This is a genomic window from Paraburkholderia elongata, from assembly GCF_013177735.1.
Classification (GTDB): domain Bacteria; phylum Pseudomonadota; class Gammaproteobacteria; order Burkholderiales; family Burkholderiaceae; genus Paraburkholderia; species Paraburkholderia elongata.
Map to the genome: position 1 here is coordinate 18223 of NZ_WOEZ01000279.1, position 15564 is coordinate 33786.

16 protein-coding genes are annotated in these 15564 nt (G+C 62.1%); 5 read left to right on the plus strand and 11 right to left on the minus strand.

From position 1 onward, the window contains the following. Nucleotides 1-2: 2 nt before the first annotated feature. The 4 genes from GNZ13_RS46010 to GNZ13_RS46025 all read right to left on the minus strand — a co-directional run bounded on the left by GNZ13_RS46010 (nt 3) and on the right by GNZ13_RS46025 (nt 3860). The gene (locus GNZ13_RS46010) at nt 3-587 is read right to left on the minus strand and encodes an amino acid synthesis family protein (RefSeq protein ID WP_172177493.1); all 585 of its coding nucleotides are present in this window, start codon (nt 585-587) and stop codon (nt 3-5) included. A gap of 120 nt (nt 588-707) precedes the next feature. Beyond that, nucleotides 708-1298: an amino acid synthesis family protein gene (locus tag GNZ13_RS46015; RefSeq protein ID WP_172177495.1), complete on the minus strand. Its 591-nt coding sequence runs from the start codon at nt 1296-1298 to the stop codon at nt 708-710. Next, nucleotides 1274-2212, minus strand: a complete 939-nt coding sequence (locus GNZ13_RS46020) for a UPF0280 family protein (protein WP_172177497.1) — start codon at nt 2210-2212, stop codon at nt 1274-1276. Before GNZ13_RS46020 ends, GNZ13_RS46015 begins: the two co-directional genes overlap by 25 nt. A gap of 40 nt (nt 2213-2252) precedes the next feature. Next, nucleotides 2253-3860 carry a 6-hydroxynicotinate reductase gene (locus GNZ13_RS46025; RefSeq protein ID WP_172177499.1) on the minus strand — a complete coding sequence of 536 codons (1608 nt, stop codon included), beginning with the start codon at nt 3858-3860 and terminating at the stop codon, nt 2253-2255. Between the two features lie 403 nt (nt 3861-4263). On the opposite strand from GNZ13_RS46025, the gene GNZ13_RS46030 reads away from it, so the two are divergent. Next, nucleotides 4264-4965, plus strand: a complete 702-nt coding sequence (locus tag GNZ13_RS46030) for a TetR family transcriptional regulator (RefSeq protein ID WP_172177501.1) — start codon at nt 4264-4266, stop codon at nt 4963-4965. A gap of 35 nt (nt 4966-5000) precedes the next feature. On the opposite strand, the gene pcaC is transcribed toward GNZ13_RS46030, so the two are convergent. The 3 genes from pcaC to GNZ13_RS46045 are packed head-to-tail and all read right to left on the minus strand — an operon-like array spanning nt 5001 to nt 7569. After that, the gene (gene pcaC, locus GNZ13_RS46035) at nt 5001-5396 is read right to left on the minus strand and encodes a 4-carboxymuconolactone decarboxylase (RefSeq protein WP_172177503.1); all 396 of its coding nucleotides are present in this window, start codon (nt 5394-5396) and stop codon (nt 5001-5003) included. After that, complete coding sequence (gene pcaD / locus GNZ13_RS46040) at nt 5393-6184, minus strand: 3-oxoadipate enol-lactonase (RefSeq protein WP_172177505.1); 792 nt, start codon at nt 6182-6184, stop codon at nt 5393-5395. Before pcaD ends, pcaC begins: the two co-directional genes overlap by 4 nt. Before the next feature lie 5 nt (nt 6185-6189). Beyond that, the gene (locus GNZ13_RS46045; RefSeq protein WP_172177507.1) at nt 6190-7569 is read right to left on the minus strand and encodes a 3-carboxy-cis,cis-muconate cycloisomerase; all 1380 of its coding nucleotides are present in this window, start codon (nt 7567-7569) and stop codon (nt 6190-6192) included. Between GNZ13_RS46045 and GNZ13_RS46050 the strand changes: the two genes are divergently transcribed. Beyond that, nucleotides 7568-7807: a hypothetical protein gene (locus tag GNZ13_RS46050; RefSeq protein WP_172177509.1), complete on the plus strand. Its 240-nt coding sequence runs from the start codon at nt 7568-7570 to the stop codon at nt 7805-7807. The genes GNZ13_RS46045 and GNZ13_RS46050 overlap by 2 nt on opposite strands. A 156-nt stretch (nt 7808-7963) precedes the next feature. Here the strand turns inward: GNZ13_RS46050 and GNZ13_RS46055 are convergent, their stop codons facing one another. Together GNZ13_RS46055 and GNZ13_RS46060 are read right to left on the minus strand one after the other, a co-directional pair. Continuing rightward, the gene (locus GNZ13_RS46055; RefSeq protein ID WP_172177511.1) at nt 7964-8623 is read right to left on the minus strand and encodes a 3-oxoacid CoA-transferase subunit B; all 660 of its coding nucleotides are present in this window, start codon (nt 8621-8623) and stop codon (nt 7964-7966) included. 10 nt (nt 8624-8633) lie between these two features. Then, nucleotides 8634-9338: a 3-oxoacid CoA-transferase subunit A gene (locus GNZ13_RS46060; protein ID WP_172177513.1), complete on the minus strand. Its 705-nt coding sequence runs from the start codon at nt 9336-9338 to the stop codon at nt 8634-8636. A gap of 1203 nt (nt 9339-10541) precedes the next feature. Between GNZ13_RS46060 and GNZ13_RS46065 the strand changes: the two genes are divergently transcribed. Together GNZ13_RS46065 and folE are read left to right on the plus strand one after the other, a co-directional pair. Then, nucleotides 10542-11471: a LysR family transcriptional regulator gene (locus GNZ13_RS46065; protein WP_172177515.1), complete on the plus strand. Its 930-nt coding sequence runs from the start codon at nt 10542-10544 to the stop codon at nt 11469-11471. A gap of 121 nt (nt 11472-11592) precedes the next feature. Next, the gene (gene folE / locus GNZ13_RS46070) at nt 11593-12231 is read left to right on the plus strand and encodes a GTP cyclohydrolase I FolE (protein WP_172177517.1); all 639 of its coding nucleotides are present in this window, start codon (nt 11593-11595) and stop codon (nt 12229-12231) included. 49 nt (nt 12232-12280) lie between these two features. Here the strand turns inward: folE and GNZ13_RS46075 are convergent, their stop codons facing one another. After that, complete coding sequence (locus GNZ13_RS46075; protein ID WP_172177519.1) at nt 12281-13186, minus strand: DMT family transporter; 906 nt, start codon at nt 13184-13186, stop codon at nt 12281-12283. 249 nt (nt 13187-13435) lie between these two features. Here GNZ13_RS46075 and GNZ13_RS46080 point away from each other — a divergent pair, with 249 nt between their 5' ends. Beyond that, nucleotides 13436-14494 (plus strand): VTT domain-containing protein, encoded by a 1059-nt coding sequence (locus GNZ13_RS46080; protein WP_172177521.1) that lies wholly within the window; start codon nt 13436-13438, stop codon nt 14492-14494. 78 nt (nt 14495-14572) lie between these two features. Here GNZ13_RS46080 and GNZ13_RS46085 read toward each other — a convergent pair whose 3' ends face one another. Beyond that, nucleotides 14573-15442 (minus strand): CHAD domain-containing protein, encoded by an 870-nt coding sequence (locus GNZ13_RS46085; protein ID WP_172177523.1) that lies wholly within the window; start codon nt 15440-15442, stop codon nt 14573-14575. Nucleotides 15443-15564: the final 122 nt, after the last annotated feature.

Here is a 15564-nt window from a genome sequence, read left to right on the forward strand (position 1 = left end):
ACTCAGCGCAAACCGTCTTCGCCCTTGATCTCACTCACTTGCAAGCCGCCGACGCGCGGCAGCGGCCGGCCTGAAGCCGTCACCGCGACCGCCACGACGATTTCATTCGCGCGAGGCGCGTCCGACACCCGCGCCTCGATCGCGTCGAAATGACTGCGCACGAAGGCGGCGTCCTTGTGGCCTAGCGGCACGTCGATCGCGGTGCCGAGCGTGCCCATTTTTTTCGCCGACGGCACCAGCGCCGCGCCCTTTTCAACCGCAACTCGCAGCGGGGCGCCGAGCTTGGGGTGCAGGATCGCGGCCGCATGTTCGAGTTCGCCCGCTTCGCCGACGATTGCCGCCTTGCCATAGCTTTGCGCTTCGCCCGGTTTGATGCCTAGCGCTTCCACGCATTTGTTGCCGAGCAATGCGCCCAGTTCCTCGCCGGCTTCGATCAGCGCGTCCAGCTTGGGCTCGTAGCGACCCGCATACGGATTGTCGATCACCGCAATCGCGACTGCACGGCGTGTCGGCGGCTCGACGGCCTGCCCCATTTCAATGCGTGTTTCATCGACCTGCACGATCAGCTTGCGAAGCTTGATTGCCATTTCACTCTCCGGGTTTCGATGCGAGTTCTGCCTGATGGCCTCGGCTTATTGCTTCAGCGCATTGCATCAATTCAGTGCTTCAATTCAATACATAAGCGCATTGCGTGGATCAAGCGCCGTTCAGCGCAAGCCGTCCTTGCCCACAATCGCCTCTTTAGCAAGCCCGCCGACGCGCGCATGCACACGCTGGCCCGTGCTCATCACGAGGATATACACCAGTTCGTCCGCGGCTGGGGCACCCGGCACACGCACTTCGATCGCATCGAAATGGCTGCGCACGTAGCTCGCGTTGACATGCGTCAGCGGCACATCGAGCGCAGTGGAAGGCGCGCCGACTTTCTTGGTCGACGGCACGATCGCATTGGTCGGCACGCCGTTTTTCTCCAGCAATTCGCGCATCGCATAGCCACCGGGCACATGCCACAGCGCGCCATGCTCGAGTTCGCCACGCGAGCCGACGATTGCGCCTTTGCCGTAGCTTTCGATCGACGCATGCGGCACGGCCATCGCCGCCAGTAGCCGTTGCGCCATGTCGAAGCCGATCGGCTTGAGCGCTTCCATGGCGTGTTCGATTCTGGCTTCGTACCGGCCGGCGAACGGATTCGTCATCACCGCGGCAATCGCACCGCGCCGCAGCGGCTGCGCGAGTGCGGGGCCGAATTCGTGGAAAATGTCTTCGACGTGCGTCAGCACGCGGCGTATTTCGAACACGGAGCCTCCGTTGTTATTTCAGCGCGATTCCTGAACAACGCGCCTTGGCGATGAGTACCCGCCACACGCACCCGCCCTTGCAGGAACAGCGCGGCGCCTTCGATCAAACCTTGTTTTTGTAGACGCTGCGCGGCTTCGAAACCACGCGCCAGCGCGAAATCGATCAATGGTTGCGGCAAGGCCGGCACGTCGACGGTCACGAGCATGTCACCAAGATCGCTATCGTCCTTCAACGAGGAAGCCGGCCTGCGCACGATGCCCGCATGGTCCAGATTGACGGCGTTAGCGATCATCGTCGCGGCGGCATCGGCGGCGGCGGCGTTGCGGGCGAGCACGGTCACGCTGTCGGCGATGCCGAGGCTAAAGCTGCGCCCACGCCAGCCGCTTGTCGCGACGCCGCGAATCGGCATGGTAGCGTCAAGCGTCAGGTTTGCGTCCAAAGCTTGATCCCCTGACAGCCTCGTGCCGGAGAACACCGCCACATCAGCGAACACGCCCACGCGGTACTGCTGACCTTCGGTCAAATAGAGTGCGATGTCGCCGCCGTTGTTGATAAAGGCGCGCGATATGCCTTCACGCGCGAATGCCGTGATCAATTCGTCAGCGACGCTGCCTGCAACGGCCGCCATCGGCGTGATGTAACGCGAGCGGTGAGGATGACATGCACTCCACATGCGGCAGGCTACTGGACCTTTCAACGCACAATCGCTATGAGCCGCATTGCTCGGCACAGGCTGCCGAAGCAGTTTCAACTCGCCGACCAACTCAGGCAACACGTCAACAAAGCGCGCCCAGCAAACCGCGTAAGCAGCCTGCACCGCCGAGGGTTCGCCGTCCGCGCTAAGGATCAGATCGATCGGCCCATGCTGCCAATGCCAGCGGGCCGCGTCGAGCTGGGAGCGGGTTGCGTTCATTGTGTTCGTCGCTCTCGTCGCATCGGTCACGTTGTCGCCGTTAGCCGAGCATCGGCGGCATGGCGGGCGGCCACGGGTTGTCCGGATTACGCGCCAAAGTTCTGCGCGCGAGCGGCGCCCCTTCCGTATGCTCCGGCCCGTTCGCCAGTACGCTTGCCAGCGAACGCACCGCGTCGAGATGGCCGCCGAGATCGCGATATGCGTCATACGTCATGGTGAATTCAATCGGCGCGACGATCGCGGGCGTCGGCACAGTGCCAAATGATCGATCGGGCATACGCGAAACATCCACCATTACGGTGATGCCGCCACCCGGCCACACATAGGCGGGCGCCCCGCCACATGTTACGTTGACCAGTTTCTGTTTGATAGCGCGTGTGAGCAGCACCGGATTCTCCGTTGCTCCCGCTCGCAAACTGCCGCCCGCGCCGCCGAGAAACAACACCGTCGCGAGCGAAGGCTCGCAGTTCTCGCCGATCCGTTCGACCGTGCGGCGCACGGCATTCGGCATGGTTGCGATACGCGGCACGAGGTCCTGATCGAGTTCGTACCACTGCGCGTGTTCGCCGGTGGTCGACACCATCAGCAAGCGCATGCCTGGTTTCGCCACGGCGGGATCGAAGCCTTCGACAATCGCCAGCGGGTCCTGAATGTCGGTGCCGCCCCAACCGGTGCCGGGATTCGCGACCTGGAAATAGCGGCCCGGGGTCGATTTGCGTCCGCGAATCTTCAGACCTGAGCGCGTCATGCCGAGGCAGCGGCCCGCCTGATGTTCAGTGAGCACGCCGGTGATGTGATCGTCGACCACCACTACCTCGTCCGCGTGGCCGAACCATTGCTTCGCAAAAATGCCGATGGTGGCCGACCCACAGCCCACCCGCATACGCTGCTCTTCGACGCCGTCGACAATCGGCGCCGCGCCCGCTCGAATCACCAGACTTGCACCGCCGTCGATGGCCAACTCCACCGCTTCCTTGTTGCCAAGCGCGAGCATCATGTCGCACGTCACGCGGCCTTCCTTCTTGCTGCCGCCGGTCAAATGATGGACACCGCCGAGGCTCAGCATCTGCGAGCCGTACTCCGCCGTCGTCACATGGCCGACGATCTCGCCGTGGCAACGCACGTTCGATTGCTCCGGCCCGAGAAAGCGGTCGGTATCGATCTTCACCTTGAAACTGCAATAGCTGAAAATGCCCTCGGTGACGACGGTGATCATGTCGACGTCATCGAGCTTCGAGGAAACGATGAAAGGCGCGGGCTTGTAGTCAGGATACGTGGACGATGCGCCAATGCCGGTGACGAAGAGTGCCTGTTCCGCAACAGGATCGTGTACTTCGGACGATGCACCAAATTCGACCGTAGCCTCCGCGCTGCCTGTGATCGCTTCGGGCGAACCCGCAGCGCGCGACAGAAACACCACAGGGTCCACGCGAATCAGCCGCCCATCCGCATTCGCATAACGATCGCATGCGCCAGTGCGGCCTTCCGATATCTGGCACAACACCGGGCACGCATTGCATTCAATCTTGTTCGACGCCATCCGCTCGCTGCGCGGCATCGCTTTCTCGAGCACGGTCGGACCTGGCGTCGAGGCGGTTTCGCCGTCGACGCTGTCCGCACCGAAATCGACCTTCGTATGTTCTGTCATGGTGGGGTTCCCATACGACGACATTACAATCGGTCCTGCCCGGCTGACGAATAACCCCTGTTTAAAGGGACTTTCGCGTGATCCGCATTTTTCCATGTTGCGGTCACTCACCGTTCGTGTAGTATCCGCTACACCAAACTTGCTTGAAATCTACTCGATCAAAATAGACTGCGCAATGAGTTTCCCGGCGAACATCTGAATGCTGCGGCGCGGCATCGCCGCATGAATCACGGTTCAATCTACGCCGAAGCACGTGATCGCGCCGGGCATTTCGTCGCGCGTAATATGGGCTGTATGATGAAGGCGCGCCGTGCTCAAGCGCACCTAAGCGCACCTAAGCGTGCTTTAGCGGCTACGGCGCATGCCGTTCAACCCGACGCTAACAAAGAGATCCGAGACCGCCATGAGTCCCACTGCCGCCCGCAAGCCGGGCGCTATCGGCATCCGAGCGAAACAGGCGCAAGACACGCGCGCCAAGATTCTCAAAGCGGCAATCAAGGTCTTTGCAAAGCAAGGCTTTGCAAGCGGCCGAGTCGAAAGTATTTCGAAGGCCGCGCGTTCGCACGACCGGATGATCTATTACTACTTCGGCAGCAAGGAACAGTTGTTTGTCGAAGTGCTGGAGACGATCTACACGCAGTTCAACGAGGCCGAAAGCAAGCTCGATCTCGATCTGGACGATCCCGTGCATGGCCTCGAACAGATGGTCGAATTCGTCTGGCAGTACTACCTCGATCATCCCGAGTTCGTCACGCTGCTGTCGAGCGAGAATCTGCACCAAGGCAAGCACGCGAAGAAATCGTCAAAGCTAAAGGAGATTTCGGGCTATGCGATTTCGGTTGTGCAGAAGTTATTGGACGCAGGCAAGGCGCAAAACGTCTTTCGTGCCGACATCAAAGCGCGTGATGTGTACCTGATGATCGCGTCGCTCGGTTATTTCTATAACGCCAATCAGTACACCCTGGGTGCGTTTCTCGGTGAGCCGCTGATGGAAAAAGACGCACTCGCGCATTGGCGCGAGGTCATCAAGGATACGGTGTTGCGCGCGGTGCGCTTGCAGTTGCCGGCTGAAACTGCAGTGATAAACGAGAGCAGGATTGCCTGAAGCGTATTTCGTCTGACGTACGCTTCAGGGCGTCGTTACGGCTTTGCCGCTGCGGCGTCGTCTTCGCGGAACAGTTTATCGGCTAGGTGGAACGCCGAATTGGCCGCCGGCACGCCGCAATAGATCGCGGTTTGCAGCAACACTTCCTTGATCTGATCGCGCGTCACGCCGTTGTTTTTCGCGGCGCGCAAATGCAATGCGAGTTCTTCGCTGCGATTGAGCGCGACCATCATGGCGATGGTTAGCAGGCTGCGAGTGTGACGCGGCAAGCCTTCGCGCGTCCAGATTTCGCCCCATGCATAGCGGGTGATCAGATTCTGGAACTCTTCGGTCAACTCAGTGCGATTCGCGAGCGACCGGTCGACGTGCGCGCCGCCCAGCACCGCGCGGCGCACACCGAGTCCGGCTTCGTAGCGGTCTTCGTCGTTCATTTCTGCTCCGTCAGGAAGTCGAGCACGGTCTTCGTGAAGGCCTCGGCTTTCTCGATGTTGGAAATATGCGAGGCGTCCAGTTCGACATAACGCGCGCCCGGAATCGCTTGCGCCAGTTCGCGGCCTTGTGCCGGCGTCGCGGCCAGATCGTGCGTGCCGCTGATCACCAGCGCCGGCACCTTGATGCCGGGGGTTTCAGGGCGCAGATCGGTTGCGTCGATAGCGTCGCAATTGGATGCGTAGCCTTCCTTGTCCGTATGCACGAACACGTCGCGGATCATGGCAAACACCACCGATTCGCGTTCGATAAAGTCGGCGGTGAACCAGCGCGGCAGAACCACATCGGCCAGCGCGAGCATGCCTTCAGTGCGGGCTCGTGCGGCGCGCGGCACCCACACTTCCGGCGAACCGATGCGTGCTGCCGTATTGGACAGCACGACACGTTCGAGACGGTTCGCGTGACGCGCGGCCAACGCGACGCCGGTGAGGCCGCCCATCGACACGCCGCAGAAATTCGCACGCGAGATCTTCAGCGTGTCCATCAGGCCGAGCACGTCGCCGGTCAGTTGTTCGATCGTGTACGGGCCTTTCGGCGCTTCCGAGTGACCATGACCGCGCGTGTCGTAGCGCAGCACGCGGAAGTGTTTAGACAGCGCCGCGACTTGCGGCGTCCACATCGACAGATCGCTGCCGAGCGAATTCGACAAAACGATCCACGGCGCATTGCCGTGACGGTCACCGTCGATTCGATAATGAAGCTCGGTACCGTTGACTGCGGCGTAGGGCATGCCGGTTACTCCTTGGAAGTGGCGCGCTTGGCGCGCGTGTGATGAAGTGCCAGCGCGGCGTCCACATAAGCGTGCGCCTGGCCGACGTATTGAGCGGGATCGAGCAGTTGCTTCAGGCGCTCGAGCGAAAGATGTTCGGTCACGGCGGGGTCCGCCGAGAGCACGTCGAAGAGTGTCTTGCGCTCGGCGATTGCCGCTTTCGAAGCGCGCTCAACCAGATGGTGCGCATCGAGCCGGCCGATGCTGTCGCCGAGCGCGAGCATCACTGCTTCGCCGAGAATCAATCCGTGCGTGACGTCGAGATTAGCGGCGAGACGCGGCACATTCACGTTCAGCCCCACGGCAATCTGTTCGATGTTGGCGAGTGCACCGCCTGCGAGGCGCGCGAGATCCGGCAACGCGTCCCACTCGGCTTGCCAGCCGCCGAGCGCGCGCTCGTGCTCCTGCACCATGCCGGCGAACACCGTGGCCACCAGCCCCGGCGCGCGCGTCGCGGCCGTCAGCACCGCAGCGCAGCCGACCGGGTTGCGCTTGTGCGGCATCGTCGAGGAACCGCCCTTGCCTGCCGCGGCGGGCTCGGCCAGTTCGTCGATTTCGGTTTGCATTTGCAAGGAAATATCGCGCGCGATTTTGCCGAGCGTGCCGATCAGCATGCCGAATAACGACGCTGTTTCGGCGATGCGATCGCGCTGCGTGTGCCACGGCAAGGTGGGCACTGCGAGCTTGAGTTCTTGAGCCAGCGATTGCGTGACTTGTGGCGCCGCGTCGCGCAGGCTCGCCAACGTGCCGGCCGCGCCGCCGAATTGCAGCACCAGCACACGCGCACGCAACGCATCGAGCCGATCGCGATGACGCAGCAACGCGTCGAGCCATTGCGCGAATTTCAGGCCGAGCGTAATGGGCAGCGCCTGTTGCAACCAGGTGCGGCCGATCATCGGCGTCGCGCGATGGGTGGCTGCGAGTTTCGCCACTGCGTCGCACGTGGCTTGCAAGCCGCTGTCGAGCAGATCGAAGGTGTCGCGCAATTGCAGCACCGTCGCCGTATCGATGATGTCCTGGCTCGTCGCGCCCCAATGGACGTATTTCGACGCTTCCGCATCCGCCGCTTTGACGCGCGCGGTGAGTTGTTTGACGAGGGGAATCGCGAGGTTGCCGCCGAGCGCCGCGTCGCGCGCAAGTGCGTCGGCGTCGAGTTGATCGGCCTGGCAGGCGCTCTCGATCGCGGCCACGGCGCTGTGCGGAATCACGTTGTGGGCGGCCGAAGCGCGCGCGAGCGCTGCTTCGACATCGAGCATCCCTTGCAGCGTGGCGCGCGGCGCCCAGATGTCGTTCATCGGCTGTGTGCCGCAAAGAAGGCCGGTCAGACGGGCGCTGGAGTCGAGCATGATGGCGTCGATGAGGGAATCGGAAGTGAAGGTTTCGCCGGAACTGTCTGGACGCGCTGCGAGGCGCATCCCGGCGCGCTATCTATCGAGAGCGTACCGCACACGGCGTTGCGGCGCATTGTGCTCCGAACATCGCCGCGACGGTGGGCCGGATGCGCCGTGCGCCGAACATCGCCGCGACAGGGGGCCGGACGTGTCGTATGTGCCGCATACGCCACATGTGCTGTATATACGGTAGGCGCGGTGATGTCGGGTGACACGCAGGAAGCGTGCCTCATGCGCGCTCCGGACAATGGCGGCGGGACGCTAGCGCGGCGTGCGCGTTTCGCTTGCCTCGCCAGCATTTCGGCTTCGCTGCAAGGCAAGCGCAGACGCCTGCCACGTCCGTCTGTACTTAGGCCGCGCGAGCCGCTTGCGTGCCGTCGATCAGCGGCACGCCGGTCAGTTTGTGCAGCGCATCGAAGTCGATGTCCGAGAAGATCTCGCGCACCACGAGGCCCTTGTCGGTGACGTCGATCATCGCCAGGTCCGTATAGATGCGGTTGACGCAGTTCACGCCCGTGACCGGGTACGTGCATTCCGCCGCGATCTTGCTTTCGCCCTGCTTGGTCAGGTGCTCCATCATCACGTAGACCTGCTTCGCGCCGATTGCGAGATCCATGGCGCCGCCGACTGCCGGAATCGCGTCGGGCGCGCCGGTGTGCCAGTTCGCCAGATCGCCGTTCGCCGACACCTGGAACGCACCGAGCACGCAGAAATCCAGATGGCCGCCGCGCATCATCGCGAACGAATCCGCGTGATGGAAGTAGGCACCGCCCGTGAGCAGCGTGACGTGCTGCTTGCCGGCGTTGATCAGTTCGTCGTCTTCCTCGCCCTTTGCGGGTGCCGGGCCCATGCCGAGCAAGCCGTTTTCGCTATGCAGGAAGATTTCCTTGTCGGCAGCGAGGTGGTTGGCCACCAGCGTGGGCACGCCGATGCCGAGGTTCACGAAAGCGCCTTCAGGGATATCCTGGGCAACGCGCTTGGCCATTTCATCGCGGGTCAGTTTTTTCATGTCGGTCTCCTCAGGCGGCGGTCGCGGATGCAAGCTCGGCTTGATGCGCAGCTTGCGGCACTTCGATCACGCGTTGCACGAAGATGCCAGGCGTGACGATATTTTCCGGATCAAGCTCACCGAGCGGCACCACTTTCGACACCTGCGCGATGGCCGTTTTCGCCGCGCTCGCCATGATCGGGCCGAAGTTGCGCGCGGTCTTGCGATAGACCAGATTGCCCCAGCGGTCGCCCTTGAACGCCTTGATCAGCGCGAAGTCTGCATGCAGCGGCGATTCCAGCACGTAATGCTTGCCGTCAATCAGACGGGTTTCCTTGCCTTCGGCGAGCTTGGTGCCAAAACCGGTGGGCGTGAAGAACCCGCCGATGCCCGCGCCTGCTGCGCGAATACGTTCCGCGAGGTTGCCTTGCGGCACCAGTTCGAGTTCGATTTCGCCGGCGCGATAGAGCGCGTCGAACACATACGAATCGGTTTGGCGCGGGAACGAGCAGATGACCTTGCGCACGCGTTTGGCTTTGAGCAGCGCCGCGAGGCCGATGTCACCGTTACCGGCGTTGTTGTTGACGATGGTGAGTTCGCGCGCGCCTTGTTCGATGAGCGCGTCGATCAGCTCGGACGGCATGCCGGCTGTGCCGAAGCCGCCGATCATGACGGTCGCGCCGTCGTTGACATCGGCGACCGCCGATTGAAGTGACTCGAAAATCTTGTTGATCATGTCGAATTTCCTTTTGCGGCGCTGCGTACCGATAGGCTTTTTGCCTTTGCAGGCGCGGGCTTGTGCGGGACGGTCTCCGGGCCTGTTGCTGGCGGCGGCTCGCTGGGTGGAGATGCGGGCTGGCGCCTTTGGTTTGTTCGTTGTCGATTTGTTCTGTATGCGAACATGGATTCGATTAGCGAACGGTTAGGCGATTATGGTTGCCCTCCGGGCGGGTTGTCAAGGCAGGGGATTTCCCTTAATCATAGGTTTTTGCCTGCCCGGCAGGGGTCTTTGTTGGCTGGTTGCCTGCTCGGCGTTTTTTTGTCTGTTTGCCTGCGGCGTTGGGCTTTCGTTGGTTTGTTTGCCTGCTCGGCGCTTTGTGTCTGTGCGCCTGCGGCGTTGGCCTTTCCTTGATTTGATATTGGTTTATTAGCGTTCGCCCCTGTGCGGGGCAGGCACTTACTTTCTTTGCCGCCGCAAAGAAAGTAAGCAAAGAAAGCGGCTCCAACCGCTAATTCTTAAGCGGGTCCCCTGGCTTGGAGTGGGTAGTGGTGCATCTGGAATCCGCGTCCTCGCACATTCGGCGTGAGTGACAAAGGGCTCATCAGCTCCCACTCCGCACTGCGTGCGTCGCGGATGGGTCTGCCAGGGAAACCTGGGGCTTCGGTTGGGCGTGGTGGGGGCCATCGGCTTCGCCTCGGCGAGACACCTAGGCATTCAGAAGAGACGTTCCGCGAGCGGCCGCGGTGCCGATCAAAATGCGAGAGCGCAAGCGCGGAGATCGGTTTGGTGAAGTACGCGTCGGCGCGCGCAGCGCCGCCGGAAGTATGACTGCCTTGTCACTCACGTCGAATGTGCGAGAACACAGATTCCAGATGCTCCACTGCCTCCTCCAAGCCAGGGGACCCGCTTAAGAGTTGGCGGTGTGAAGCCGCTTTCTTTGCTTACTTTCTTTGCGGCGGCAAAGAAAGTAAGTGCCTGCCCCGCACAGGGGCGACGCTAATAAACCAATAAGAATTCAAGGAAAGGCCAAAACCGTAAGCGCACAGGCAAAGCACGCCGAGCAGGCAAACAAATCAAGCAAAGCCCAACGCCGCAGGCAAACAGCCAAACAAGCGCCGCGCAGGCAAAAACCCCACTATCCCAAACCAAGATTATTAAACTACCCTCTATCCAAATACCGAATACCCAAACCCCAAAGCGCCGCAGGCAACAACCAGCATGTCCAACACATCCCTGGATCTAAACCTGATCCCCTACCTGGTAGCAATGGAAGACACCCGCAACGTCAGCCGCGCAGCGGAGCAATTAGGCGTCAGCCAACCCCGCGTCAGCACCGCGCTAGGCCGCCTGCGGGAATACTTCGACGATCCGCTCTTCGTGCGAACATCAAAAGGCATGGAACCCACGCCGCGCGCGCTCGCCATCCTCCCCGCCGCCCGCGACGCGCTTCTTCGTATCGAGAAAGGCATGCTCGACGTGCAAGACTTCGATCCGGCCACGAGCACCCATACCTTCTCCATCGCACTCTCCGACGTCGGCGAAATCGTCTTCCTGCCGCGGCTCCTGCAACTCTTCGCCGAACGCGCGCCGTATGCGAATCTGCGCTCGGTGTCGCTCTCGCCCTCGCACGTGGAACGTGGGCTCGAATCGGGCGACGTCGATCTCGCCGTGGGCTATTTTCCCGATCTGTCGGGCAATAACTTCTTCCAGCAACGGCTCTTCACCCATCGATTCATCTGCCTGATGCGCACGGGGCATCCCCTTTCGAAGGCGCCGCTCACACTGCAGCAGTACGTGGCGTCGGGCCACGCAGTCGTGCGTGCCGAAGGACGCAGCCAGGAAGTCCTCGAACATTACCTGGAAAAGAAACGCATCAAGCGCCGCGCCGTACTCGAAACGCCGCACTTCATGAGCCTGCCGTTCATCCTCGCGCGCACCGATCTGCTCGCGACGGTGCCGCACGCCATCGGCTTCGCGTACGTGTCGGAGCATGCGTCGATCACGCTGGTCGAGCCGCCACTGCCTTTGCCGCGCTTCGATCTGCGGCAGCACTGGCATCGCAAGTTTCATAACGATCCGCGGGGAAGCTGGCTGCGCAGTATCGTCACCGGGCTCTTCAACGACGCTATGGACGAGTGGCCAAAGTGAGCTCGCGCCCCGCCGGCGAAAGGGGCATCGGCACGATGCGACGCAAAACATGGAACAATGGCCGCACTCATTGAACCCGCGCTGCGTCTAGCGTCGACGCGCGATCCCAAAGGAGCGACGGATGGCCAGCAGCAAAGCAAAGAAAACCAAACCCGCGGACGCAGTAGACCGCCCCAGCCGCGACGAAGCTGAAGCAGCGGTACGTGTGCTGATACGTTGGGCCGGCGACGATCCCAAGCGCGAAGGCCTGATCGATACGCCATCTCGCGTGGTGCGCTCCTATGAGGAGTTCTACGCGGGTTATCAGATCGATCCGCGCGAGATCCTCGCCCGCACCTTCTCCGAAGTGGACGGCTACGACGAAATGATCGTGCTGAAAGATATCCGCTTCGAGAGCTATTGCGAACACCACATGGTGCCGATCATCGGGCGGGCGCACGTGGCGTACCTTCCCGGGCATCGGGTGGTCGGCATTTCGAAGCTGGCGCGCCTCGTCGATGCGTTCGCCAAGCGTCTGCAGATCCAGGAAAAGATGACGGTGCAGATCGCCGATACATTGAACGACGTGCTGCAACCAGCAGGCGTCGGCGTGATTCTCGAGGCCGCGCATCAATGCATGTCCACACGGGGCGTGCACAAGGCCGGTGTCACGATGGTCACCTCGCGCATGCTGGGCACGTTCCGTACCGATCCGTCGACGCGTCGCGAGTTTCTGTCGATCGTGGGCAATCCGGGCGTAGTCGCGGTCGCCAATACCTGAATCGCGATTCGGTCGCGCCGCGGAGCAGGCTGCGGCGTTGGCCGCCACCTCACGCCGTGCTGCGCACCGTACGCATCTGACCAAAGGTGGCCAGCAACACTGCGCCAAGCACACACGCGACACCCGCAAGTTGCGCCGCGCTGACCGGCTCCCGCAACACGACAGCGGCCAACGCCACCGCGCTCACCGGCACGAGCGCGGTCATGAGTCCGGCTTCCGCGCCGCTGATGCGCGCAGCGCCCGCATACCAGAGAACGAAGCCGGCCACGGTCGGCACGAGCGCGTAATACAGCACGCCGCTCAGGGCGCTCGCATTGAATGGCACGCTCCAGGGCCTTTCGAAACACGCTGGCACAATCGCCACCGCGAAACCGATGCCGCACATCAATGCCGACAGCGGCAGCGGTGCGACCGGCGTGCGCAACTTACGATTAAGCAAGATGAAGAGCGCCTCGCAGACGATCGCCGCGAACACCAACACGTTACCTGCCAGCGAACCGGCCGCATGCGGCGCGGTGAAATCGTCGATATGCACGGTACACACCAGCACGCCCAAGGTGGCGAGAACAATCGCACCGATCAACGCGGGCGCGGGCCGCTCACCCAGCGCGAGCATGGCGACCATGGCCGACACAGCCGGCAGCGTGCCGGCAATCACGCCTGCATCGGCGGCCGATGCGAGCTTCATACCGCTGATGAGCAACACCGTATAACCGACGCTGCCCGCCCCCGCCTGGGCAATCACGAGCACCGTATCGTATCGATTGAGACGTGGCCAGCGCACGCCACGCCAGCGCATCACCAGCACAAACAGGGGAAACGCGATGGCAAAACGCAACGCGGTCGCGCTAAACGGCGGCAATCCGCTTGCGATCGATTTGCTGACGACAACCGTGCTGCCGACCCCGATCATCGCCAGCGCGCAAAACAGGTATCCGACATGCCGTGAATTCATGCTGCTGTCCTATTCTTTTGAACGAACAGGCAGATTAGGGGCAGTTAACGCGTGCGGTCTTGAACGAAATTGCAGAGAAAACGCTTGCCAACGGCTCGCGGTGTAGCGTCAGCTTGACAAAATGCCGGCGCGAATCCGGCTTACGGGCAAGTGGGACCGGCCGGCACTTCAGTGAGGCCCATCGAGTATCCTGATCAAAATAGGATCCCGCCGCAGCGCGGCCCAATCGCAACAACAGGAGTTCCGCAATTGGTAGCGTTTCCGTCGTCGGCGGTTTCAACCTGGGGCAGCGCATTCGTCTTTGTCAACGTCCTGTTGACGCGCCTCGGCCTGCCGATCCCTGCGGTCCCCGTGCTGCTCTTCGCGGGCTCCGCGATTGCCGCCGGCACACTGTCTTTCTGGCCGATCCTATTGGCCGCCGTACTCGGCGCGCTCATCGGCGACGGCACATGGTTCGCCGCGGGCCGGATCTACGGCCGCAAATTGATCGCCGCCTTGAGCCGGATCTCGCCGGTGGTCGATTCGAGGGTCGACATGGCTCGCTCGCTATTCGAGCGCTTCGGCGTGCCGCTCGTGTCGATCTCGAAGTTCGTCCCCGGACTGGGACTCATCACGCCGCCGCTTATGGGCACGACAGCCGTGGATAGTCGGATCTACGCTATGTGGGACCTCGCCGGCGCCCTGGCGTGGGCCACCTTCTGGCTGCTCGGCGGTGCCGCGGCGGAACGGCAGTTGCATATGCTGCTCGCGTTCGTCAGAGCGCGCGGCGGTACGGTGATCGACATCCTGCTGGCCGCGGCGTTGGCCTATCTGGTGTACCGCCTCCTGCAGCAACACCGCGAGCGGCGCCGTTTAGCGAACGCCGCCTCCACGACTGCGTCGCAAGCGACACTTGGCGGATGGCGCCGGATCACGCCTCCCAAGGTCCTGGATACCCGCCCACCAACATCAGCAGGTGAAGCGCTGCACCCTATTCCCGGCGTGCTGGCGCTCGACCCGCGCTCGCCTGAACAGATCGACGGCGCGCTGCTCGTCTATGACATGGTGATTTATTGCATTTGCCCGGACAGCGCGACCGCCGTCGAAATCAAGCAACGGATGCGCCTGAACGGCTACACGCGGATTCGCGCACTGAAGGGCGGCCTAGACGCCTGGCAAAGGCGCGGCTTTCCCGTCGAACCGCTCTCGCCGACGGACGAATCGACCACCGGCAAACGCACGCCGAAGCCCTACGGCGAAACATGCGGCGCGGTGACGCTGCGCGGGTTCGCCCCTCGGCGCAGCAAAAGCGCCTGGGCAAGTCCCTGAGCGATCAGGTACGGACGCACAGCCAACAGGGTTATTCGGGCCGCTTGGCTTGAGCGTGCAGCTGCTCCTTAAGCCGCATCACAGTTTGCGTAGCAGTCCCGCTGCCGCGCGCATCCGGCGTTTGCGCTCCTTCCTGAGCCAATTAAGCGCTGCATCGGTGTCGCCGGATCCGGCTAGCAAGCCCATGTTGTCGCGCAGCAGCATCTCGCTTGCGACAATATCGTTGAGCGTACCGAAACGCTTCTGAATCTGCTTTAACCGCTTCAGGACACGCTTGTGGCTGCCGCTCAGAACCGGCTCGAAAAACTCGAGGAGATAGCGTACTTTTTTTCCCGCCTTTCTGACGTCGTGAAACGCGGCGTAGTTGGAGCGCTTGGCGTGCGACGCACGTTTTATGCGCTTTTTCAGCGAACGTTCAGAAGCCGCCACGCGCTGATCGACGAACGTTTGCAGCGGCACGCGCTCATGGGCCGTGTTCAGTTCCTTACTGGCGCTGGTCAGGGCGTCTTGCAGCAGATGCTTGACGTCCGCGTTAGAAAGCGTTTCACGGCTCGTCACCAACGCGCTGCCGCGCGCTTCCTGGAGCTTCGGTGCTATCTCGTGCGCAACGCGTTCGTCCTGGGTAATCAGTTCGATCAGAATGTCCCAATCGCGCGTCTTGCCGGCTGCCGTCGCCAGATATTTATATAGCGCCCGTTGGCGCGTGTTCTCGCCTTTGTCCAGCAAGGGTTCGAACGCCCACCACAACGAGCGCAACCGCCGCAGCGATACGCGCAGTTGGTGCAGCGATTCGGGCGATGCGTCTTCGCGCACCGCATTCGCGTGTTCGATGGCGTCGACGACGAGGGGCGCCGCGTACGAGGCGAAGGCCGACTCCGCCGAGGAACCTGTGCCGGCCGGCTTGCTATCCGCAGCCTGATTGTCGATTTTCCGGCTCGCTCGCTTCATCGAACGTCCTTCAAAAGTCGCATTATGTCAGCCTAGCAAAAAAAGGTCCCGGTGGATATCCGCCGACGCGTCCCCTAAACTGCACGAGGATGGCCGCAAGAAAATGCGGGTTGCATGGATTG